At 65.4% G+C, this 22,359-nt stretch carries 21 protein-coding genes; 20 read left to right on the top strand and 1 reads right to left on the bottom strand.

Going from position 1 to position 22,359, the window contains the following annotated elements; genetic code table 11:
- Positions 1-118: 118 nt before the first annotated feature.
- The 20 genes from LGM56_RS24475 to LGM56_RS24380 all read left to right on the top strand — a co-directional run bounded on the left by LGM56_RS24475 (position 119) and on the right by LGM56_RS24380 (position 21,910).
- Positions 119-2,674: a phage/plasmid primase, P4 family gene (locus tag LGM56_RS24475; RefSeq protein WP_226206986.1), complete on the top strand. Its 2,556-nt coding sequence runs from the start codon at positions 119-121 to the stop codon at positions 2,672-2,674.
- Between the two features lie 260 nt (positions 2,675-2,934).
- On the top strand, positions 2,935-3,204 hold the full coding sequence (locus LGM56_RS24470; RefSeq protein WP_226206985.1) for a hypothetical protein: 270 nt from the start codon (positions 2,935-2,937) through the stop codon (positions 3,202-3,204).
- Positions 3,201-3,914, top strand: a complete 714-nt coding sequence (locus LGM56_RS24465) for a terminase small subunit (protein WP_226206984.1) — start codon at positions 3,201-3,203, stop codon at positions 3,912-3,914. The genes LGM56_RS24470 and LGM56_RS24465 overlap by 4 nt, the downstream gene beginning before the upstream one ends.
- 132 nt (positions 3,915-4,046) lie before the next feature.
- A complete protein-coding gene (locus tag LGM56_RS24460; RefSeq protein WP_226206983.1) occupies positions 4,047-5,468 on the top strand; it encodes a TerL in 1,422 nt (473 codons plus the stop codon).
- A gap of 61 nt (positions 5,469-5,529) precedes the next feature.
- The gene (locus LGM56_RS24455) at positions 5,530-5,754 is read left to right on the top strand and encodes a hypothetical protein (protein WP_226206982.1); all 225 of its coding nucleotides are present in this window, start codon (positions 5,530-5,532) and stop codon (positions 5,752-5,754) included.
- On the top strand, positions 5,751-7,400 hold the full coding sequence (locus LGM56_RS24450; RefSeq protein WP_226206981.1) for a portal protein: 1,650 nt from the start codon (positions 5,751-5,753) through the stop codon (positions 7,398-7,400). The genes LGM56_RS24455 and LGM56_RS24450 overlap by 4 nt, the downstream gene beginning before the upstream one ends.
- Complete coding sequence (locus tag LGM56_RS24445; RefSeq protein ID WP_226206980.1) at positions 7,400-7,687, top strand: hypothetical protein; 288 nt, start codon at positions 7,400-7,402, stop codon at positions 7,685-7,687. The genes LGM56_RS24450 and LGM56_RS24445 overlap by 1 nt, the downstream gene beginning before the upstream one ends.
- The gene (gene gp10 / locus LGM56_RS24440) at positions 7,684-8,028 is read left to right on the top strand and encodes a capsid staple protein (protein ID WP_226206979.1); all 345 of its coding nucleotides are present in this window, start codon (positions 7,684-7,686) and stop codon (positions 8,026-8,028) included. Before LGM56_RS24445 ends, gp10 begins: the two co-directional genes overlap by 4 nt.
- 11 nt (positions 8,029-8,039) lie before the next feature.
- On the top strand, positions 8,040-8,384 hold the full coding sequence (locus LGM56_RS24435; protein WP_226206978.1) for a hypothetical protein: 345 nt from the start codon (positions 8,040-8,042) through the stop codon (positions 8,382-8,384).
- 34 nt (positions 8,385-8,418) lie between these two features.
- Positions 8,419-9,168 (top strand): hypothetical protein, encoded by a 750-nt coding sequence (locus tag LGM56_RS24430; RefSeq protein ID WP_226206977.1) that lies wholly within the window; start codon positions 8,419-8,421, stop codon positions 9,166-9,168.
- A 9-nt stretch (positions 9,169-9,177) separates the two neighbouring features.
- Complete coding sequence (locus LGM56_RS24425) at positions 9,178-10,170, top strand: major capsid protein (RefSeq protein ID WP_226206976.1); 993 nt, start codon at positions 9,178-9,180, stop codon at positions 10,168-10,170.
- A 62-nt stretch (positions 10,171-10,232) separates the two neighbouring features.
- The gene (locus tag LGM56_RS24420; protein WP_226206975.1) at positions 10,233-10,643 is read left to right on the top strand and encodes a Bbp16 family capsid cement protein; all 411 of its coding nucleotides are present in this window, start codon (positions 10,233-10,235) and stop codon (positions 10,641-10,643) included.
- Between the two features lie 63 nt (positions 10,644-10,706).
- Complete coding sequence (locus tag LGM56_RS24415; RefSeq protein ID WP_226206974.1) at positions 10,707-10,931, top strand: hypothetical protein; 225 nt, start codon at positions 10,707-10,709, stop codon at positions 10,929-10,931.
- Between the two features lie 11 nt (positions 10,932-10,942).
- Complete coding sequence (locus tag LGM56_RS24410; protein WP_226206973.1) at positions 10,943-11,566, top strand: hypothetical protein; 624 nt, start codon at positions 10,943-10,945, stop codon at positions 11,564-11,566.
- An 8-nt stretch (positions 11,567-11,574) separates the two neighbouring features.
- The gene (locus LGM56_RS24405; protein WP_226206972.1) at positions 11,575-13,878 is read left to right on the top strand and encodes a hypothetical protein; all 2,304 of its coding nucleotides are present in this window, start codon (positions 11,575-11,577) and stop codon (positions 13,876-13,878) included.
- On the top strand, positions 13,868-14,293 hold the full coding sequence (locus LGM56_RS24400) for a GNAT family acetyltransferase (protein ID WP_226206971.1): 426 nt from the start codon (positions 13,868-13,870) through the stop codon (positions 14,291-14,293). The genes LGM56_RS24405 and LGM56_RS24400 overlap by 11 nt, the downstream gene beginning before the upstream one ends.
- Complete coding sequence (locus LGM56_RS24395; protein WP_226206970.1) at positions 14,293-14,955, top strand: hypothetical protein; 663 nt, start codon at positions 14,293-14,295, stop codon at positions 14,953-14,955. The genes LGM56_RS24400 and LGM56_RS24395 overlap by 1 nt, the downstream gene beginning before the upstream one ends.
- On the top strand, positions 14,955-17,063 hold the full coding sequence (locus LGM56_RS24390) for a hypothetical protein (RefSeq protein ID WP_226206969.1): 2,109 nt from the start codon (positions 14,955-14,957) through the stop codon (positions 17,061-17,063). The genes LGM56_RS24395 and LGM56_RS24390 overlap by 1 nt, the downstream gene beginning before the upstream one ends.
- Positions 17,063-19,321 carry a lytic transglycosylase domain-containing protein gene (locus tag LGM56_RS24385; RefSeq protein ID WP_226206968.1) on the top strand — a complete coding sequence of 753 codons (2,259 nt, stop codon included), beginning with the start codon at positions 17,063-17,065 and terminating at the stop codon, positions 19,319-19,321. Before LGM56_RS24390 ends, LGM56_RS24385 begins: the two co-directional genes overlap by 1 nt.
- The gene (locus tag LGM56_RS24380; RefSeq protein ID WP_226206967.1) at positions 19,322-21,910 is read left to right on the top strand and encodes a hypothetical protein; all 2,589 of its coding nucleotides are present in this window, start codon (positions 19,322-19,324) and stop codon (positions 21,908-21,910) included.
- Here LGM56_RS24380 and LGM56_RS24375 read toward each other — a convergent pair.
- Positions 21,907-22,344: a hypothetical protein gene (locus tag LGM56_RS24375; protein WP_226206966.1), complete on the bottom strand. Its 438-nt coding sequence runs from the start codon at positions 22,342-22,344 to the stop codon at positions 21,907-21,909. The genes LGM56_RS24380 and LGM56_RS24375 overlap by 4 nt on opposite strands.
- Positions 22,345-22,359: the final 15 nt, after the last annotated feature.

The following is a 22,359-nucleotide window of genomic DNA, read 5'->3' as shown; positions in this document are numbered from 1 at the left end:
ACCCGTGCTGCCTGTGTGGGTATTCGTCCATGCAAAACGCACCCGAATCTGCAAATTGGGTCGGTATCGCGAGCACCCGCCGACACTCCCATCTTCGCGCGTTCCGCGCACATTTCCTATGAACAATGAGACTCTGGTCGCGGCGCTCGCGCCGATCGTTTCGCGCGTCGTCACTTCGCACTGCTGGGTAAAGCGCGACGGGCCGCCGTCGCACATTCGCAAGCCGCTGACCGCCGATCGCCTCGCGCATCACGTGAACGGTGGGCCGGCCTACGGTGCGGCGCAGATCGAGCCCGGCGCGTCGACGACGCGCATCGCGTGCCTCGACCTGGATTCGCACAAGGGCGAGACGTCGTGGTATGACATGCAGGCCGCCGCGCTGCGCGTGATGGCGCAGCTCGAGACTCGGGGCATGCGGCCGATCCCGTTCCGCTCGTCCGGTGGGGCGGGGCTTCACATTTACATGCTGTGGGACGAGCCGCAGGACGCGTACAGCGTGCGGTGCCTGCTGCGCGACGCGCTCGCTGCGTGCGGGCTGCGCGACGGCGTCAAGGGCGTGGCCGCCGGCCAGGTCGAGATCTTCCCGAAACAGAACAGCGTGCCGACCGACGGTTTCGGCAACATGTTCGTGCTGCCGCTGGCCGGCAAGTCGGTGCCGCTCGACTCGTTCGAGCTGGACGACATGCCGAAGGCGTTCGCGGCTGAGATGGATTGGCCGACGAGCGCTGACGTGCCGCGCGTCGAGCGCGAAGAGATCGTGATGCCGGGCGCGGTCGACGTGCCGGTCGAGCTCGAAACGTTGAAGTCGGCGCTCGACATGATCCCGAACGCCGGTGACGACGAGCTCGACTATGAAGAGTGGCGCAACGTCGTGTTCGCGATCCACCACGCCGCGCGCGGCAGCGACGACGGCCTCGCGCTCGCGCACGCGTTCTCGGCGCGATCGAGCAAATACAACCCGCAGTTCCTCGACGAACGCGTGTGGCCGCACATCGGCAAGACGTCGAGCGACGAGCGCGCGCCGATCACGGGCCGCACGGTGCTGCACCTGGCGCGCGCGCACGGCTGGCAAGAGCCGATCGAAGACGACTTCGAGGTCGCCGCCCGCGTCGAAGCGATCGCCGTCGGCGCGCCGCGCGGCGCGCCGGCGGTCGAGGCTCGCGATGACGCGCCGTTCGATGTTGACGACGTGATCTTCATCACCGACACCCCGCCGGCGAAGCCGCAGCACGCGCCGAAGAAGAAACGCGACGGCGACGAGCCACCGAAGGGCTACCGCGCGCGCACCGAGTTCGGCAACGCCGAGCGCATGCTCGACCGCTTTGGCGCGGGCCTGATGTACGTGCCCGAGCTCGAAGCCTGGTACGCGTGGACCGGCGTCTACTGGCGCCGCGCCGTGCAGGTCGAGCTCGAGAACATGGCGAAGGAAACGATTCGCGCGCTCGTGGACGAGGCCGAGGATCTGCAGACGGCCGAGGAACGGATCGAGTTCTTCAAGTTCTGCGCCGCGTGCCAGAAAGCCGCGATGGTGTCGAACATGATCCGCCTGGCCGCATCCGACCCGCGCGTCGTCGTGCCCGTCACCGAGCTCGACAAGCACACGCACCTGCTTGGTGTAGGGAACGGCGCCGTCGACCTGCGCACCGGCGAGCTGCTGGCGCCGGACAAGGAACACCGCATCACCGTCGTGACGCCGGTCAAGTACGCCGCGCATGCCGCCGCGACGCTGTTCGAGCAGACGGTGCGCGACGTGTTTTTCGATGACGACGAGCAGGTCGAGTTCTTCCAGCGCCTCATCGGCTATTCGCTGCTCGGCACGCCGCGCGAGGATCTGCTCGTGATCCCCCACGGCACTGGCTCGAATGGTAAGTCGACGGTACTCGGCAAGATCCGCGACGCGCTCGGCGCGCACGCAAAGTCGGCCAGCGCCGAGACGTTCCTGTCAGCCAGTGGCGGGCAGGGCGCGGCAGCCGGCGCGGCCCGCGAGGATCTGCTGCGCCTGCGCGGCGCACGGTTCGTCTACGTCGGCGAGCCGGACGAGGGTAGCGAGCTGCGCGAGGGGCTGATCAAGGCCATGACGGGCGGCGATCCGATCCCGGCGCGCGGCCTCTGGGCGAAGACGACGATTGAGGTTGTGCCGACGTGGGTCGCGTTCATGCCGACCAACCACAAGCCGATCGTGAAGGGCGACGACCACGCCATCTGGCGGCGGCTGATGCTCGTGCCGTTCACCCGGAATTTCGACGACGACAAGACGATCAAGAAAGACCCGACGCGCGCCGAGCGCCTCGCGGCTGAGTTGCCCGGTGTGCTCGCGTGGTGCGTGCGCGGCGCACTCGCTTATCAGCAGCACGGCCTGCGGCCGACGTCGAGCGTCGCCGCGGCGCGCGATGCGTACAAAGCGGACATGGATCTGCTCGCCGACTGGATCGACGAACGCTGTCGCGTGGGTCGCGATGCCGCCGCGACGAATGAGGACTTGTGGCGATCCTGGCGCGCATTCGCAGAGCAACGGGGCGAATTGCGATTTATTGCGAATTCGCGCGCGCTGGCCCGCCGCATTGCTGCGCGCGGTTTTTCACAGATTAAGAACACGTACGGGATTCGCGGGCGCGGATTTGCAGGAATTTGCGTGAATGATGACGTTGATTTCGAGGGCAGCGACCTCGCGTGAGTGAACGCGCAGAAATTTGCACGTTGTTAGCGGGCGCGGGGCCGAATTTGGGACGATAGGGACGATAGTTTGGCTTTTTTCCCTATCTTTTTTATCACTATATAGAGAAGCAAAAGATAGGGAAAAAACGGGTTTTATCGTCCCTATCGTCCCAAACAGAAACACGCTGAAAATTACACGTTAAGTTGTACTTATTTACGAGTTTGACTTTACCGGAGCGATGAACAATGCTCCGGTCAACGATGAAGGAAGGGCAAACCATGACCCAAAGCGGAATTGATTGGCGCGAGGTGCTGTTTGACCTGCGGCGCCTCGGATTGACGCCGGTAGGCGTTTCTCGCGCGCTGATGGGCACTATCCCGGAGTCGACATTGCGCGACTACACCGAGGAAGTGGCCGAGCCATCGCACGTGCGCGGCGAGCTGATCCTCGATCTCTGGTGCGAGAAGACGGGCAAGCGCCGCGAAGACGCGCCGCGCCGGCCGCTGTTGCTGCGCTCGAACCCTCTGGCGCGGGTGGTGCGGGCATGAGCAAGCTGACAGCAAAACAGCAGCGATTCGTCGACGAGTACCTGATCGACTTGAATGCGTCGGCCGCCGCACGGCGCGCCGGATACAGCGCAAAGTCCGCCGGCCAGATGGGCGACGAGAACCTGAAGAAACCGCAAATTGCTGCGAAGATCGAAGCGGCGATGAAGGCGCGCGGCGAGCGCACGCGGATGACGGCCGACCAGGTGCTGAAACTGGCCGAGTCGATGCTGCTCGCCGATGTGAATCAGCTGATCTCGTACCAGCATCGTTGCTGCCGGCATTGCTGGGGCATCGGGCACGCGTACCAGTGGAAGAACCAGCGCGAGCTCGCACACGCGATGAACAGCCACCTGCGCGCAATCGCGGCGGCGGAGAAAGCCAAGGTGCCTGCGGATGCGTGGCCCGCGCCGCCGGACGAATCAGGCGGCCTTGGCTTCGATCCGCGCCGCGACCCGAACCCCGAGTGCCCGGAGTGCTTCGGCGAGGGCGTGCAGCACGAGGTGATCGCCGACACGCGCAAGTTGCCGCCCGCAGTGCGCGCGCTCTACACGGGCCTGAAGCGGACGAAGGAAGGGTTCGAGATCAAGACGCAGTCGAAGGATCGCGTGCTCGAACTGATGTTCCGGCACCACGGTTTGCTGAACGACAAGCTCGAACTGACGAAGCCGCGTGTGCGCGTGAAGGATCTGACGGGCCGAAAGAAGAATTGAAATACTCATTGGCGATCTAAACACAACCGGCAAAGCCTTGCGTATAAACGTCCGGAAAGGATCGCCACCGAATCCGCACCGCGTAGCTACCCACGTAGCTACCTTTTCGACGGGCGCGACGCCCGGTTTTCCATGAGCGAAATCGAATTCCACTACAAGCCGCAGGGCGAGACGCTCGAACGCTACATCCTGTCCCGCGCGTCGCGCTCGTTCATCATGGGCCCGCTCGGCAGCGGCAAGACGAACGCCAGTTGCTGGAAGGCATTCCGGATCATGTGCGAGCAGGAGCCTGACGCTGACGGCGTGCGGCGCTCGCGCGGCGCGGCCGTGCGGAACACCTATCCCGATCTGCTGTCGACGACCGCGAAAGACTGGCTCGACATGTTCGGTGATCTCGGCCGGTGGGTGGGTGGCGGCCTCGAACCGCCGACGCACTACCTGTCGTTCGAGCTCGAGGACGGCACGAGCGTCGAAGCCGAAATGGTGTTCATCGCGCTCGATCGCCCCGAGCACGAGCGCAAGCTGCGCGGCATGCAGCTCACGTTCGCGTGGCTCAACGAGGTGAAGGAGCTCGCGAAGCCGATTCTCGACATGCTCGACCTGCGCGTCGGCCGCTATCCGAAGGACGTGCACCCGACCTGGTACGGCATCTTCGGCGACACGAACGCGCCCGATTCGGACCATTGGTACTACGTGCTGGCCGAGGAAACGAAGCCGGAGGGCTACGCGTTCTTCCGACAGCCGGGCGGCGTCGTGCGCGACGGCGATCGGTGGATCGTCAATCCGCTTGCGGAGAACATCGACAACCTGCCGGCGGGCTACTACGAGCGCGGCATGCAGGGCAAGAAATTCGACTGGATCAAGGTGAACCTCGGCAACGACTACGGGTTCGTCGTCGACGGCAAGCCGGTGCATCCGGACTATGCGGACTCGCTGCACTGCAAGCCGTTCGAGCTGTCGAAGTCGCTGCCGCTCTGGATCGGCATGGACTTCGGCCTGACGCCGGCCGCGGTGATCGGGCAGCGCAAGCCGATGGGTGGCTGGCGCATCCGGTCGGAGGTCGTCGCGACGAGCATGGGCGCGCGTAAGTTCGCGATCGAGCTCAAGCGGCACCTCGCCGAGATCTACCCGGGCTTCGAGGTGGCGGGCATCTACGGCGATCCGGCGGGCGACCAGCGCTCGCAGGCCGACGACGAGGACACGCCGTTCCGGATCCTGCGCGCCGCCGGATTCGAGGCGCGGCCCGCGCCGACGAACGACACGGCGCTGCGCTACGGCGCTGTCGACGAGGCGCTGACGCGGATCATCGACGGCGAGCCTGGCATTCTCGTGCATCCCGACTGCCGCACGCTGCGCAAGGCGCTGTCCGGCGGCTACTGCTTCCGCCGCATGGCCGTGAGCGGCGAGCGGTACGCGGACAAGGCGGACAAGAACATGTATTCGCACGTGGCCGAGGCGGGGCAGTACCTGCTGGTCGGCGCCGGCGAGCATAAGCACCTGGTGCGCGTGAATCGTACGGGCGGCAAGCGGCCGAGCCGCGCGACGACCGACTGAAAATCGCGAGATTCCGCGAGCGTGACGGCCTAGCCTCTTCGGGAATTCTCCGGAGAGATCCATGGCAAGTCTGTTCAGCGGCACACCCGACATCCCCATGCCGCAATCGCCGACGCCGGCCGCGACGACGGACACGTCGGCCGCCGCGAATGACGCCGCCGCGAAGCTGCGCAAGCGTCGCGGCACCGCCTCGACCATCCTTGCCGGCGACTCGACGTCTGTCGCTTCCTCGTCCGTCAATGCGCCTGCGGCCAGTGCCGCGGGCAAAGCCATGCTCGGCCAATGACGAACGACGACGCGAAGATCCTCGAGGCACTGAACGCCGACCACGGCCGCATGAAGGAAAAGCGGCAATCGTACGAGGCAGTGTGGAACGACGTCATCGACTTCCTGATGCCACGCCTCGACAAGTTCGGCCAGTTGCCGCGCCCGGACAGCGAGAAGGGGCGCGAGCGCTCGCAGAAGATGTTCGACTCGACCGCGCCACTCGCGCTGCGCAATTTCGTCGCCGCGATGGATTCGATGATCACGCCAGCCACGCAGCTTTGGCACCGGTTGAAGACGGGCGATGACGCGCTGAACGAGATCGCATCCGTGAAGGCGTACCTGCAGGCTGTCGTGCGCATGCTGTTCGCCGCGCGCTACCGCTGGCAGGGCGGGTTCGTCACGCAGATGGGCGCGACCTACCAGAGCATCGGCCTGTTCGGGCCCGGCGCGCTGATGATCGAGCACGACGTCGGCCGCGGCATCGTCTACCGCAATGTGCCAATGCAGCGCCTCTGGTTCGCCGAGAACAATTCGGGCCTCATCGACAAGACGCACGTGCAGTGGGAACTGACGTTGCGCCAGGCGTCGCAGCGCTTCGGTCGCGAGAACCTGTCACCGTCCATGCAGTCGATGCTCGAGCGCGACCCCGAGAAGTCGGCGATCTTCTATCACGCCGTCGAGCCGCGCGCCGACCGCGATACGCGCAAGCTCGACGGCCGCAACATGCGATTCGCGTCGTACTGGCTCGACGAGGGGCGCGAACGCATCGTGCAGAACAGCGGCTTTCGCACGTTCCCCTTCGCAATCGGGCGCTTCTACGTCGGCACCGACGATGTGTACGGCGGCAGCCCGGCCTACGACGCCATGCCGGATATCCGCATGGCGAACGACATGGCGAAGACCAACATCCGCGGTGCGCAGAAGCTGGTCGACCCGCCGCTGCTCGCGAGCGAGGATGGCGTGCTCGAAGGCTTCGACTTGCGTTCCGGCTCCCTGAACTGGGGCGGCCTGAACGAGAAGGGCGAGGAAATGGTGAAGCCGCTGCTCACGGGCAAGCAGGCGCAGATCGGCATCGAGTTCGCGCAGGACACGCGGCAGACGATCAACCAGTGGTTCTACGTCACGTTGTTCCAGATCCTCGTCGACAGCGGCGACATGACGGCGACGGAGGTGTTGCAGCGCGCGCAGGAAAAGGGCGTGCTGCTCGCGCCGACGCTCGGCCGCACGCAGTCGGAACTGCTTGGACCGATGATCGCGCGCGAAGTCGACATCCTGGCCGAGGCCGGCCAGCTGCCGGACATGCCGCAGGAGCTGATCGATGCCGGCGCGGATGTCGACGTCGAGTACGACAGCCCGCTGAACAAGTCGATGCGCGCCGGCGAAGGCGCAGCGATCCTGCAGTGGCTGCAGCAGCTCGGCATCGTCGCGCAGTTCGACCCGAACGCCGCGAAGGTGCCGAATGGCGCGCGCATCGCACGCCTGCTCGCCGACTACGGTGGCGTGCCGGTCGAGGCTTTGAGTACCGACGAGGAACTGCAGGCGCAGCAAGCCGCCGAGGCGCAGGCCGCGCAGATGCAGCAGATGCTTGCGGCCGCGCCCGTGGCCGCCGGCGCGATCAAGGATCTCAGCGACGCGCAGACCGCTGCGCAGACGGCGAGGGTCTGATGGGCGCGCGCTTTCTTCGATTCTGGAATCGTCGCGAGCAATACCGGCGGTGCTTTTGCGACGAGCGCGGGAAGCTGACGGCGGCCGGCGAGGCCGTGCTCGCGGATCTCGCGCAGTTCTGCCGCGCCAATCAGTCGACCGTGATCACGTCTCCCGTGCAACGCACGATCGATCCGCTCGCGACGATGGTTGCCGAGGGCCGGCGCGAGGTGTTCGTGCGCCTGATACAGATCCTCGGGATGGACGATGAACAGCTCAACTCTCTGAAGGACGAGGCCCCCGAATGAATCTCGTATCGATGAAGCTCACGCCCGACGAGGCGAAGACCGAAGCTAACGAAGGCACGGCAATGGCCGCGCCGGAAGACCAACCCGCATACCCGTGCGGGCTGTCGATCTACCTGGACGACGAGGTGCTCGCCAAGCTCGGCATGACCGCACTGCCCGATGTCGGCGCGCCGCTGACGCTGATGGCGCGCGTCGAGGTGTGCAGCAAGAGCCAGTACGAGAACCAGAAGGGCACCGACACGAGCCTGTCGCTGCAGATCACCGACATGGCGCTCGCACCCGAGACGCAGTCGCCCGAGCAGCGCGCGGCGAAGTTTTACGCCAACACCCCGACTACCTGACAGGAACGAGCGTGGACAACCAACACAAGCACATCAAGGGCTACCGCGATCTGTCACCGGCCGAAATCGACCTGATGAATCGGATCAAGGCGAAGGGCGCAGAGCTGATTGCGCTGCAGTTCGAGTTGAAGAACCTGCTCGATACGCAGTGGGAAACGAAGCGCGCCGATGCGACGCAATCGCTTGCCCGGCCTGCGGGCGCCGGCGTTTCGATCTACCAGGGCGCGACCGACGAGTGTCGCGAGCTTCAACGCTTCACGGCGGCCGAGCCGCACCGGTGGGCCGAGATCGGCAAGACCGACATCCAAACCGGCGTCATGGCGCTCGTTCGCGCCGTGGCGCAACCGGCTATCTAAGCCGGACAAGTAACCAACCGATTCAGGAGGTTCCATGTTTTTCCGCATGTTCCGCAAATTCCGACTGCTCGAAGGCGAAACCACCACAACCGGCGAACCGGCCGGGGGTGCGTCGGCTGCAGCAACCGGTGCGACGACCGCTGATCCGGCTACATCCGCCACGACGCAGACCGATGGCACGTCGGTTGACGGCGCAGAGACGCGAGATTCCGCGACGACCTGGCTGCAATCTATCGCCGACGCTGACCTGCGCCAGTTCGTCGAAGCCAAGGGCTTCAAGGACGTGGGCGAGGCGGTGAAGGCGATGCGCGAGTTCGAAGCGAAGCATGCGGCGCCGGCAACCGCCGAGGAATACCAGCTCGGTGACACCGATTTCGCGAAGACCGCTTCGGCGTGGTTTCACGAGGCTGGTATTCCGGCCGAGGCCGCGAAGGCGCTGGCCGCGAAGTGGGATGTGTACGTGAAGGACCAGACGACGGCGGTCGAGTCGGCACGTATCGCGAAGGGTGATGCCGAACTCACTGCGCTGAAAAGCGAGTGGGGCGACAGCTACGACAAGAACGTCGAGCTCGGCCGCCAGGCGATGCGCAAGTTCGGTGTGTCGGGCGAGGTGATCGACAAACTCGCCGGCGCATCTGGTGACGCGGCAACGATCAAGGTGTTCTCCCAGATCGGCGCGTCGCTGAGCGAAGGAACGTTGAATCCGGGTGGTGCTGGTGGTAGCGGCGCGGCACTCACCGACGAGCAGCGCGCTGCGAAGTTCTATTCGAACACGAAAACGTAAGGAGCATTCATGGTCACTCTTGCTACCAATAACCCGACCCTCGCCGACGTTGCGAAGGGACTCGACCCGGACGGCTCGGTCGCGCAAACGATCGAGATCCTGAATCAGCAGAACGAGATTCTGCTCGACGCGACGTTCATCGAAGGCAACCTGCCGACGGGCCATCGCACGTCGATTCGCACGGGCCTGCCGCAGCCGACGTGGCGCAAGCTGTACGGTGGCGTTCAGCCGACGAAGTCGACGAAGACGCAAGTCACCGACAATTGCGGCATGCTCGAAGATTATGCCGAAGTCGACAAGGCGCTCGCCGACCTGAATGGCAATACGATGTCGTTCCGCCTTTCGGAAGACAAGGCGCACATCGAGGGCATCAACCAGGAAGTCGCGCAGACGATGATGTACGGGAACGAAGGTTCGGCGCCCGCCGAATTCACGGGCCTGTCGCCGCGCTTCAACTCGCTGGCCGCGCAAAACGGCGACAACATCATCAACGCAGGCGGCACGGGCGCCGACAACACCTCGATCTGGTTGGTCGTGTGGGGGCCGAATACGGCGCACATGATCTACCCGAAGGGCTCGAAGGCCGGCCTTGCTGTCGAGGACAAGGGCCAGGTGACGGTCGAGAACGCTGACGGCGCGGGTGGCCGCATGGAAGCCTATCGCACCCACTACAAGTGGGACATCGGCATGACCGTGCGCGACTGGCGCTATGTGGCACGTGTCTGCAACATTGACGTGTCGGACCTGAACACGATCGGGAACACGAAGAACATCATCAACTGGATGATCCAGGCTTCGGAGCGTATCCCGGCCTTTGGCATGGGCCGTGCCGCGTGGTACGTCAACCGCAACATTCGCGAAAAGCTGCGTCTCGGGATCCTCGAGAAGACCGCCTACAACCTCACGTGGGAAACCGTCGCTGGTCAGCGCGTGATGATGTTCGACGGCATCCCGGTCCGCCGTACCGACGCGCTGCTGAATACCGAGTCGGTCGTCAGCTAATCGGCAGGGGCGGCGCTGTAGCGCCGCTCGTTCTCTCCGAACCCACTCGAAAGGACATCGCAATGTACATCGACTCGCTTCTCGAATTCTCGCGTGCGCAGGCGCTGACAGCGTCCGGCGCGTCGCAGAACATCATCGATCTCGGCAGCGACCGTGACATCGGTCCCGGCCGCCCGCTTTGGATCGTAGTCGCCGTGGCTGCGGCTGCTGTCGGCACGGGCACGTATCAGATCGATCTGGAAACCGACGACAACGCAGGCTTCGCATCGCCGACGAAAATCGCTTCGGTTTCGCCCGCCGCTGCCGCACTGGCGGCCGGCGCTCGTCTCGTGATCGGCATGCCGTTCGCGAACGAACGCTACCTGCGCCTGAACTACACCCTCGGCGGAACGACGCCGGGTGTGACGCTCAACGCGTTCCTTACCGATCAGGATCCGGCCTCGTGGCAGGCATACCCGGACGGTATCGCGTAATCCGCGCGGGCTGATCGATGGGCGGCGGCTGCCGCCCGTTCAACTTACATCACGAGGTAAATCATGCCGATGGTCAAGGCGATTCAAACGGGCTTCTACAAGGGCACCCGTAAGCGCGTAGGCGCGGTGTTCGAAGTCGCGAAGGGCGAGAAGGCGAAATGGTTCGTTCCGACTGACGAGGCGGCCGACGGCCCAAAAGCCCGTGGTCGCAGCGACAGCACGTCGAGCACGGAACAGAAGAATGGTTCCGGCTCGTCCGGCGAGCAGGCCGGCGACGATCTGCAGTAACGGACTGACGAATGGCGTCGCAAGTCGGAATCTGTAACCGCGCGCTGACGAAGCTCGGCGACAAGCGCATCACGTCGCTCGACGAGGATTCGAAAGCCGCGGCTACGCTCAACTCGATGTACGACGACGTGCTCGACGCATGCCTACGTGAGCACGTCTGGTCGTTCGCAAAGACGCGCGCGCAACTCCCCGCGCTAGCTGATGCGCCGCTGTTCGGGTTCGGTTACCAATACCGGCTGCCGACTGACTTTATCCGTCTGATCCAGGTCGGTCAGTTCCTTGTATACCCGCGCACGGACACGCGCGGGCTGTTCAGCATCGAGAACGGCAACATTCTCACCGACCTGACGGCGCCACTGTATATCCGGTACGCGAGACGCGTCATTGATCCGAATGTGATGGACCCGCTGTTTCGCGAGGTGTTCGCGTGCCGCTTGGCGGCCGAATCCTGCGAAAGCCTGACGCAGAGCACGACGAAGCGGCAGGCCGCATGGGCCGAGCACGAGCAGGCGGTCGCGAGGGCGATCCGCGTCAACGCGATCGAGCGCCCGTCGCAGCCGATCGGCGACGACACGTGGCTCGAATCGCGTAACGGTGTCCCGTTTCCGGGCGAAACGCCGATCATCCGCCGGTAGGAGGGCGCATGCCGAAGGCAGCACCGCAGCAGGTTTCGTTCGACGCCGGCGAGCTTTCACCATTGCTTGGCGCACGTGTCGATCTGGCGAAGTATCCGAACGGTTGTCAGGTGATGGAGAACTTCATCGCCACGGTGCAAGGCCCGGCGATCCGTCGCGGCGGCAAGCGATTCGTTGCGCCGATCAAGGATTCGACGAAACAGGCATGGCTGCTGCCGTTCATCGTCGCCGATGGCATCGCGTACATGCTCGAGTTCGGCGATCGCTACATTCGTTTCTTCGTGAACCACGGGCAGCTCGTCAACGCCGGCACGCCGGTTGAGATCGCGACACCGTATGCGCTCGCTGATCTGACCACCGAGGACGGTACGTTTGCGATCCGCGCGACCCAGAGCGCGGACACGATGTACCTATTCCACGGCAGCTATCCGACGCAGAAGTTGCTACGTACGAGCGCGACGACGTTTTCGTTGCAGGCTGTTACGTTCGTGTCTGGGCCTTTCCAGACGGTGAACAGCGACGAGAGTGTGACGGTTCGCGCGTCAGGGCAGACCGGTAGCGTGGATTTGACCGCGAGCGCCGCGGTGTTTTCGCAGGCGGACGTCGGGACGCTGTTCTACCTTGAGCAGAACGACAGCATGTCCGTGCCACCGTGGGCCGTACACGGCACCATTCTGTCGACGGGTCTATTGCGCCGTGTCGGTGATCGCACATACATCAGTACTGCGATCGGCCCGACTGCTCCGCAGGTTACGGGCAACGAAACACCCACGCATACGCGTGGGCGCCGATATGACGGCGACTTGACCGATCTGGGCGGGGACAATTTCGGCACTATCGGCATTGAGTGGGAGTATCAACATTCCGGGTATGCGACCGTGTTGATTACTTCCGTATCGGACGGGCAGCATGCAGTTGGAACCGTTACGACGAATAATCCTGCAGATCCCTGCATGATTCCGCAGTCGATCGTTGATGCGGGCACCTACAAATGGGCGCATGCGCTTTTCAATGCCGGCGATGGCTACCCCCAAATGGGAACGTTCTGGCGTAACCGGCTGTGGATGATGCGGGATCGGTGGCTTGTCGGCAGCGTGTCGGCTGATTTCGAGAATTTCGCCTCAAAAGACGCCGACCAGCAAACCGACGATTCGGCGATCGTGCAGCAGCTTAACGCGCGGCAGTTGAACAAGTTGGCGTGGATGGTCGAATCTGACAGCTTGCTGATCGGCATGACCGGCGACGAGTGGGTTATCGGTCCCGCAAACGCGTCGCAGCCGGTCAGCGCCACGAACCTGAACGCCGCACGTCGCACGTCTTATGGCTCGAAGCGGATCCAGCCGGTGCAGGTCGGCGGCACGATCATGTTCGTGCAGAAGGCCGGCCGAAAGCTGCGCGATTTCAAATACGACTTTTCGTCCGACAACTACGTGTCGACGGATGTCACGAAGATCGCCGACCACGTCACGCGCGGCCGCGCCGGTACGAACAACGGAATCATGTCGCTCTGCTTCCAGCAAGAGCCACATTCGGTCGTGTGGGCGGCCCGCGCCGACGGGCAGCTGATCGGTTGCACGTACGACGAAGAAGCCGGCCGCAGCGACGTCTACGGCTGGCACCGGCACCCCGATGCGAACGGTTTCGTCGAGTGCGTCGCGTCGATGCCCGCGCCCGATGGTGCGTCCGACGACCTGTGGGTGATCGTGCGTCGCCAGGTCAACGGGCAGACCGTGCGATATGTCGAATATCTGAATCCGGCGCTACAGGACGATGAGCCTCAATCGTCGGCTTTCTATGTGGACGCCGGCATCACGTACCGTGGTACCCCGACGACAACAGTCACGCGGCTCGGGCACCTCGAAGGTGTCGTGGTCGCGGTGTTGACCGACGGGGCCGTGCACCCATCGCGCACGGTTACGGCCGGCGCGATCGCGCTCGACTGGCCGGCATCGGTCGTGCATATCGGAGTTCCGACGAAATGTCGCATTCAAACCATGCAACTGAGCGCCGGCGCCACAAACGGGACAGCGCAAGGAAAGACAAAGCGCGTCACGAACATCGCGACGCGCTTCTCGCGGAGCCTGGGCGGCGTCGTTGGGCCGACGTTCGACGACGAAGATCTCGAGCAGCTGAATTTCCGTAAGCCGTCAAATGCAATGGACCGGGCGGTTCCGCTGTTCGATGGTGATATGGAATCGAACTGGCGCGGCGGTTACGAGGGGCAATCGTGGATTTGCTACCAGAATGACCAGCCGCTGCCGGTGACGCTGCTCGGTTTCTTCCCGATTCTGGACACGCAAGATGATCGCTGAACCGCTGCGCCCCGAGCACATCCTATCGGTGCACCTACAGCCGGCGCAGATGACGTCGGCCGGCCTGCTCACGCCCGACTACGCGCAGCTGCTCTGCTTGTCGACGCAGATCGGCTGGACGCTCGTCGAGGATGGCGTTGTGCTCGGGTGCGGTGGTCTGGTCGAGTGCTGGGAGAACCGCGCGCAGGCGTGGACGTTGATTTCCACGCCACTGCTCAAACGCTTCCGCACGGCGCACCGGCTCGTGCGCGCGAAGCTCACCGAGGCACCGTGGCGGCGTATCGAAATGGACGTCGACACTGAGCACAAAGCTGCGATCGCATGGGCTGAACATTTAGGCTTTGTCGCCGAAGGCGTGCGACGGAAATATACGGTCGACGGCCGCGACATGATTCTTTTTGCGAGGGTTCGATAATGGCGTTTCTACCTCTGCTCGCGGCTGCGGGCTCGGCCGCGGCAGGCAGCGCGGGCACGCTGAGCCTAATCAGCGCTGGCGTGAGTGCGGCCGGTGCGCTGGCATCCGGCGTCGCGAAGTCGTCCGCTGAGAGTCAGCAAGCGGCGATCATGGATCGAAACGCGCAACTAGCAGACAACCAGGCAACACAGGTTTATGCGCAGGGCGTGAACCGGGAAGAGGCGCAACGCCAGCAATCCGACCAGCAACTCGGCGCGCAACGCGCAGCGACCGCCGAATCAGGCTTCAACCCGAATGCAGGTTCGGCCCTCGACACGCAGGTGCAGAGCGTGCGAAATGCGGAGCTCGACGCGCTGCAGACGCGGTATCAAGGCATTCTGCAGGGCCAGTCGCTCGAGGATCAGGCGACGCAGGACCGGTTCGCCGCGCGCACGGCGCGCGCGAGCGCGCGCAACAGCATGATCGGCAGTGGAATTTCGGCGGCCGCGTCGCTGCTCGGTGGGGTGGGTTCGTACGCCAAGGCAGGTGGCAGCCTGTTTTCGAGCGGCGCGGGCGGCTCGTTCTCGACGCTCGGCGGCCTGTCGTCGTTCGGTAGCCCAGGCAACTTCACGGCGGGGCTTACGTCCGGCGTCAACAAATTCGGCTTCACGGGGGGCCTGTAATGTCGATCAAGATCCCCGTCTACGAACGACAGGTCACGCCCGCGCTGCAGACGTCCGGCGCACGCACGCCGCTGGCGACCGTCGACGACGGCACGGGCGCCGCGCTGCAGCAGGTCGGTGCGTCGCTCGGTCAGGTCGCGGACGTGCTCACCGCGCAGAAACGCCAGGACGAACAGGCCGCCGTCGCGCGCCAGATCGGCAACGATCGCGTGACGTGGTTGCAGAACATGCAGACAGCGAAGGACAGCGCCGCGCCCGGCGCGCCGGATTTCACACCGAACCTGATTCGGGGCTTCGACGACTACGCGCAGCAGCAGCTGCAGCAGCTGCCGGACGGCCCCGCGAAGCGCTTCTATACGATGCAGCTCGGCGACCTGCGCACGTCGCTCGCCGGGCAGACCGTCACATGGCAGGCCGAGCAGCACCGCGCGTACAACGTCAGCCAGTATCAGCAGGGCAACGACACGGCCGCGCGCGCGATCGCGATGGACCCGAGTCTGTACGGTTCGACGCGCGCCTCGCAGCTGGCGCTGATCGACACCGCGCAGCTCGACCCGCAGACGAAGACGAAGCTCGTCGAAAACTTCAAGGATGTGGCGTCGACGGCAGCGGGCATGCGCATGGTGTCGGCGGATCCGGCCGTCGCGCTAGGCGTGATGACGCAGAAGCCCGACCAGCCTTTGCCAGCCGGCTACGAGTGGGTCGGCGATCTGCCGCCGCACAAACTCGTCGCGCTGCAGGGGCATGCACGCACGCTCGTTGCGCAGCAGCAGAACGCGGCCGAGCGCGACGCGCTGCAGCGCGAAAACGCAGCCGTCGACCTGCACAATCAGGCGTTGACCCTCGTGAACGAGGGAAAGCAGCTGAGCCCGGAATTCACGAACCAGTTGCTCACCAGCACGCAAGGTACAGCCGTGGCCGGCGCGGTGCGCGAGCTGATCGGTATGGCGGGCCAGCGCGCGGGGTTCGCGAGTGCGACGCTACCGCAGCAGGCCGCTACGCTGCAGCAGTACCAGACAGAGGCGGCGACCCGTGGCACTGATCCGGATCAGGCCGCGGCCACGAAGCAGCTCGAGCAGATCCACACGGCGAGCGTCGCCGCGTACAAGGCGGACCCGTGGAACGCGGCGCTCGATCGCGGCGTGCTGCAGGGCGTGCCGAAGGTCGACACGTCGAGTGTGCCGAGCCTCGTCGCGTCGCTGACCGGCCGTGCGCAGGCGGCCGGCGGGGTCGAGGCTGCGGCTGGCCGGCGTGTGTCGCTGCTGACGCCCGACGAGGCGCAGACCGTACTGAGCGCTGTCGACGCTCTGCCGATCGACACGAAGGCCCAGGCGCTGAACCAGATCGGCCAGGCGTACGGCAATGCAGGTCGCATCGCCGATCTCGCTGCACAGTGGAAGGAAAAGAGCCCGGCGATGGCGCTCGCACTGAAAGCCGGCGCGGCGGACGCTGGCGGAAAACCGCTGCTGACGACAAGCGGCGCGCCGCTCAGCACGTTCATTCTGACGGGGGCGCAGGCGCTGAAGGACAAGACGGTCAAGATCGACGACGTGGCCGGCACGGGTATGCGCGCCACGATCGCGAACGCAATTGGCGATTCGCTGCCGCCCGAGCAGGCCGACGACGCGAAGGAGGCCGCATATTTCATCGCGGCAGGCAGCGCGGCGCGCGGTGGGCGCACGCAGCCGAGCAGCACCGACGTGCAGAACGCGATCAGCGGCGCGACGGGCGGGATCTCGACGACCGGCGGCCAACAGATCAACGGCAAGCCGAACATCGTCGCGATGCCGTATGGCTGGCGCGAGGAAGATTTCCAGAGCGCCGTGAAGTCGGTGACCGCCGCGAACATCGAAAACCCGGGCGTCGACAGCGTGCTCGCGAACGGGCACGAGATTCCGGTTGCTGACTTCGTGAAGCAGTTCTCGAGCTACCGCCTCGTGCGCGTCGGCGTGCGCGGCACGTACGCGGTGTCGACCGGATCGAAGTTCGTTACCGACAAGACCGGCGCGCCGGTCACGGTGCACCTGACGTTCCCGACGAAGAACGCACAGACCGGCGCGGCGCCGGCCGGACAATCTCCGACCATGCCGTTCCCGGGAGGTATGTAATGCCGGTCGATTCGCTGTACGCCGACCAGACCGCCAGTTTCCTGAGCGGGCAGAACCAGATTGATGTGCCCGAGCCGCGCACGTATCCGTCGACGTCGATCACCTCGATCGCGCGCGCGGTCGGGCGCGGGCTCGGGCAGGGCGGCACCGCGTTGTTCGGCGCGGCGTCGGATCTTGCCGCCGGCCTGAGCCAGATCTACGTCGACCCCGACACGCTCACGCTGAACCCGCAGGCGCAGGCTGACGCGGATAAGCAGGTCAACGCGGCGATCGCGAAGCAACGCGCTGGGCACCTGTTCGAGTCGCCGCTCGGCACGCGCGCGTACGATTTGTCCGACACGTTCAAGCCCGACCCGACACGTACGACAGCGATCGACCAGACCGTGCAGGGCGTGATGTCGGGCCTCACGCAGATCGTGCCCGCTGCAGTGCTCGGCGGTCCGCTGGCCGGCGCGGCCGTCGGCGGAACGTCGATCGGCATGTCGCGTGCGGAAGACCTGAAACGCCAGGGCGTCGACGTCGGCACGCGGACAGCAGTCGGCGCGGTCGAGGGCGCAATTACGGCTGCCGGCGCCGTGCTGCCCGTGGCCGGTTCGACTGTCGCGCGCACGGCGGGGCTCGTCGCGGCGGGCGGCCCGGGTGCCGCCATTGCGCAGGCGACGATCGAGAAGGCGATTCTGCGCAATGCGGATTACGACCACCTCGCCGATCAGATCGACCCGCTGGATCCGGTGAATATCGCCGCCTCGACGCTGATGGCGGGAGCGTTCGCCGGCGCGCACACCGCCGTGACGGCGCGCGCAGCGCGGCAGACAGCGGCAGCCGCCGCGCTGCCGCTACAGTCGCTCGCAATCGACGCGCGACGCGCACTACCGTACAACTCGCCGCAGCTCGACGCCTATGCAGTGCAGGCCGCGCAGGCGGCTGGCGTGCCGCCTGAGCTCATGCTCGCGTTGAAGAACGCGGGCGAGAAGTCGAATTCGGGGCAGGTGTCTCTGAAGCGCGCGGCGGGCGTGTCGCAGATGATGCCCGAGAACCGGATCAAATACGGCGTGACCGATCCGACGGACCCGGTGCAGGCGCTCGACGGTATGGCGAAGTATTTGGCCGACACGCAGAAGCAGTACGGCGGCAACCTGCAGGCGATGATCGCCGACTACAACGGCGGCCCGAAACAGGCGGCTGCGGTGCTGCGCGGCGAGCGGCCGCCAGCGGACGAGACGGCCGCGTACCTCGACCGCGTGAACGAATACCTTGCGACGCGCGGCATCGACTCGGCGACGTTCCGCGTGACGCCCGAGCAAGTCGACGCGGCGTTGCTCGCGCGCGGGCAGCGGATCGTCGATGACGCTTACGTGTTCGGGCGGCCGGATGACGTCGCCGCGATGTCCGCGCATCAGGACGCGTTCGAACTGGCCGCGCGCCAGATGGATGCCGGCCAGTTCCCGGACGTCGCGCGGTTCGTGACGGGCGACGACTCGGCGCGCGCTACCGCGCTCGACTCGCTGATCGCGGAAGCAGAGGCGCAGCGTACTGACGTCGCGCAACAGGCATCCGGGCTTGCCGATCAGGGCGCTGTATCGCAGATGCGCGCCGAACTCGACCAGCTTACCGCCGCGCGGCCCGACGATTCCGCCGCCGGCGTGAAGGAGCTGACGCGCCAACTGCAGGACCAGGGCATGAAGTACAAGGCCGCGGCCGCAAAGGCGCAGAAGCAGATCGACGCGGCGATCGCCGATCATGAGGCGCAAATACAGCGGCTGCGCGGCGCGATCGAGGAAAACGCCCGCGCGCAACAGGCGCACCAGCAGCTCGGCGCGCTCGATGCGCAACTGGCGGATCTGCGCAGCGCACGTGCCGGGATCGATGCCCCAGCCACGCGCCGCACGCCGCTGTCGCGCTTCGTCGAGGACGTCGTGCGCGCGCAGACGCGCCGCGACCCGGTGACGTATCGGCCGCCGCAGGAGCCTATTCTGCAGGCGGCCGATACGATTTCTGCCGGAACTGCGCCGCGCACGGCCAATGGTGAAACGCTTTCCGGCGCAAGTGCGCCGAGTGCACGTGCGATCGAAGCGAACATGCGCGACACCGCCGCGTTGCGGCCTGACATGCAGGTGACGATCGACACACCGGCCGGCGAGCGCACGGGCACCGTTGCCGAGCTGCTGCTGCAGATCGACGACGAGCACGCCATGAACACGCAGGACGCCGGCCTGTTCGAAGTCGCCGCGAACTGCTTCATCAGCCTGGGAGGCTAAATGCACCAGAAGTGCGTCAACGCGGTCGAGGCGGCCGCCGGCCGCAAGCTCACGCAGGCCGAGATCGACGGCATCGAGAACCGCGTGCGCGCGGGCATGCGCTCGACGGCGCGACAGGATCCGGCCGCGTGGTCGTCGATGTCACAGGCCGATCGCGTCGCGGCGGGCGCCGAGTGGGCGCGGCAGCAGCTTGTGCACGAGGCTGAGCTCGACCGGGCCCGCAAGCAGATGCAGATCGCCAAGCAGATTGAGACGACCGACCGGATTCAGGAAGCGCTGTATTCCGATCCCGAAAACGCTCACCGTAAGCGTGCGCGCGAGACGATCGTGAAACACGACATCGAGCAGACGTACGTGCTGGCCGGCGCGATCAAGTCGGATTACATGCGGCAGACGATGGGCGCGATCGACGCGATGAAGGTCGGACAGAACTTCCTCGCGCGCGCATTCGACGTCGACAATCCGGCGATGGAGCGCGACATCATCCGCGAGGTGTACCGCGGCGCGGACGGCTCGACGGGCAACGAGGTGGCGAAGGCCGCGGCCGAACAGATCGGGAAGACGACGGGCGCGATGCGCGAGCGCTTCAATCGCGCCGGCGGCAACGTCGGCGAGCTCGATTATGGCTATGTGCCGATCCGCCACGCGCAAAGCAAGGTGCTCGGCAACGGATCGGATGCGCAGCGTCACGCGTGGGCCGACGCCGTGATGCCGCTGCTCGATCGCTCGCAATACCTCGACGATGCCGGGAACCCGCTGAGCGACGTCGATCTGCGCAAGGTGCTGGTCGGCGAGGATCGCGAGGCGTGGGAACGCGCGAACGCGGCCGCGCGCGGCAACATCGCGCCGCGCAAGCAGGGTGTGTGGGACACGATCGCGTATGGCGGGGTCAACAAGATCGTGCCGGGCGAGACGTCCGGCAACGCCGCGCGCGCGAATGCCGGATCCGCGCACCGCGTTCTGCACTTTCGCGACGCTGACGCGCACATGCAGTACAACCGCCAGTATGGCGAGGGCTCGCTGCTCAACGCGCTGGTCGACCACGTCGGCGGCATGGCGAAGAACATCGCGCTCGTCGAGCGCTACGGCCCGAACCCGACGCGCAACATGAAGACGCAGATGCAGCTGACGGCCGTGCACGACGGCACCGAAATACGCACGCTCGAAGGTGGCATGACGTCGGTCGGGGCGTATTGGAACTACGTGACCGGCGCGACGAACACGCCCGTCAATCCGGCGCTCGCGCGCAAGATGGAAACGCTGCGCACGACGGTCAGCGCCGTGAAACTGCAGGGCACGATCCTCGCCGCGCTCGGCGACGTTGGCACGATGTTCGTGACGGCCGGCTACAACAAGGTACCGTTCTTCAAGACGCTTGGCACGGCCGCGCGGCTGATGGCGCCCGGCTCGAAGGACTTCCGGTCGTGGCTGTCGTCGCAGGGGCTGATCGCCGAATCGCTCGAGCACGGACTGAATCGGTGGGGCACGGACAACCTCGCGACGACATGGGCCCGCAACCTGTCCGCCGCGACGATGAAGTTCGGCGGCGTCACCGGCTGGACGGACGCATTGCGCACGGCGTTCCAGTCGCACATGATGCGCGGGCTCGCGGACATTGGCCGAACCGACTGGAACAGCCTGACCGAATGGGACCGCCGCGCGCTGACGCGTGCCGGACTGACCGCTGACGATTGGGCGATCGTGAACAAGGCGACGCCGGGCAAGTACGGGGATGCCGAATACCTGACGCCGGATGCGTTGTACGCGACCGGTGAGGCGCGCGCGGCCGACGTCGTGCCGAAGCTACTAGGCATGATCCGCGAGGAGGGCGAGTTCGCCGTACTGAACCCGGACCTGCGCACAAAGGTGATCGCCTCGGCCACGCCGGGCACCGTCACGGGTGAGCTGAAAAAATCATTCATGCAGTTCAAGTCGTTCCCGATGGCGATGATCTCGCGGCATTGGGGGCGCATCGGCGATATGCGGCGTTCGGGCGACTTTCGCGTCGACGGCGCGCCGGCGCTCGCGAACCCGATGGCCTACGCGGCGGCACTCGTTGTGAGCACGACGCTGATCGGCGCTATCTCGACGCAGGCGAAGAACCTGCTCGCCGGCAAGGATCCGGAACCGATGTTCGACGACGTGAAGCACGCGGGCGGCTTCTGGACGCGGGCGTTCTCGGTCGGCGGTGGCGCAGGCTTCGCCGGCGACATGCTGGTCGCGGCGTTCGAGTCGGCCGACTACGGTTCGCTGCTCGGCAGCGCGGTCGGCGGTCCGCTGCTGTCGACGCTGTTCCAGCCGCTGCGGGCGATCTCATCGAACGTGCAGGATGCCGCGCAGGGCAAGGACACACACGTCGGGGCCGACCTGCTCAAGATCGCGCAGTCGAATACGCCGCTTGTGAATCTCTGGTTCTGGAAGACGGTATGGAACCGCCTGATCTGGGATAACCTCGCCGAGAACCTGTCGCCGGGTGTCACGCAGCGAAACATGAACAGGTCGCGCACGCAGTACCACAACGACTATTACTGGTCGCCTGGTACGGGCGAGCCGCAGCGCGCGCCGAATCTCGCGGCCGCGCTCGGTTAGTTCACGCCGAGCGATTCGCGGTAACGATTCAGGGCTTTGATGTACGAGCTGCAACCGCCGATGTTGCCAGAGTACTGATAGCCCTGAATAACCCCGCCCGGCCCGATGGCGAGATCGATATCGCAGTTGAAATTCATCGGCACATATTGCATGGATGTGGACGCCCCGGTGTAGCTGAACGGCGTCGTGCCGACTGTACCGAATCCGCTATTTTGGCCGTACGATGTAAGCGGCATCAGGCCGGTTTGCTGGCGACCCCAATGCACGATCTTCATACCGGCGGCTTCACGCTCGCCCGCCGGATAGCCGAGTACCTGGACGGCGGTCGACACAGGCTGATTGCGGAGAGCGTCAAGTCCTTTCTCCATCTGCCCGAAAGAAACGCAACCAACAAGCGTGCACGTGCTCACGGCCATCGCAACGATCTTCTTCATTTTGTCCCCCGTTTC

This window comes from Burkholderia sp. AU38729 (assembly GCF_020419725.1).
In the GTDB taxonomy this organism is placed as follows: domain Bacteria; phylum Pseudomonadota; class Gammaproteobacteria; order Burkholderiales; family Burkholderiaceae; genus Burkholderia.
This window is presented reverse-complemented; position numbering and strand designations above follow the sequence as displayed.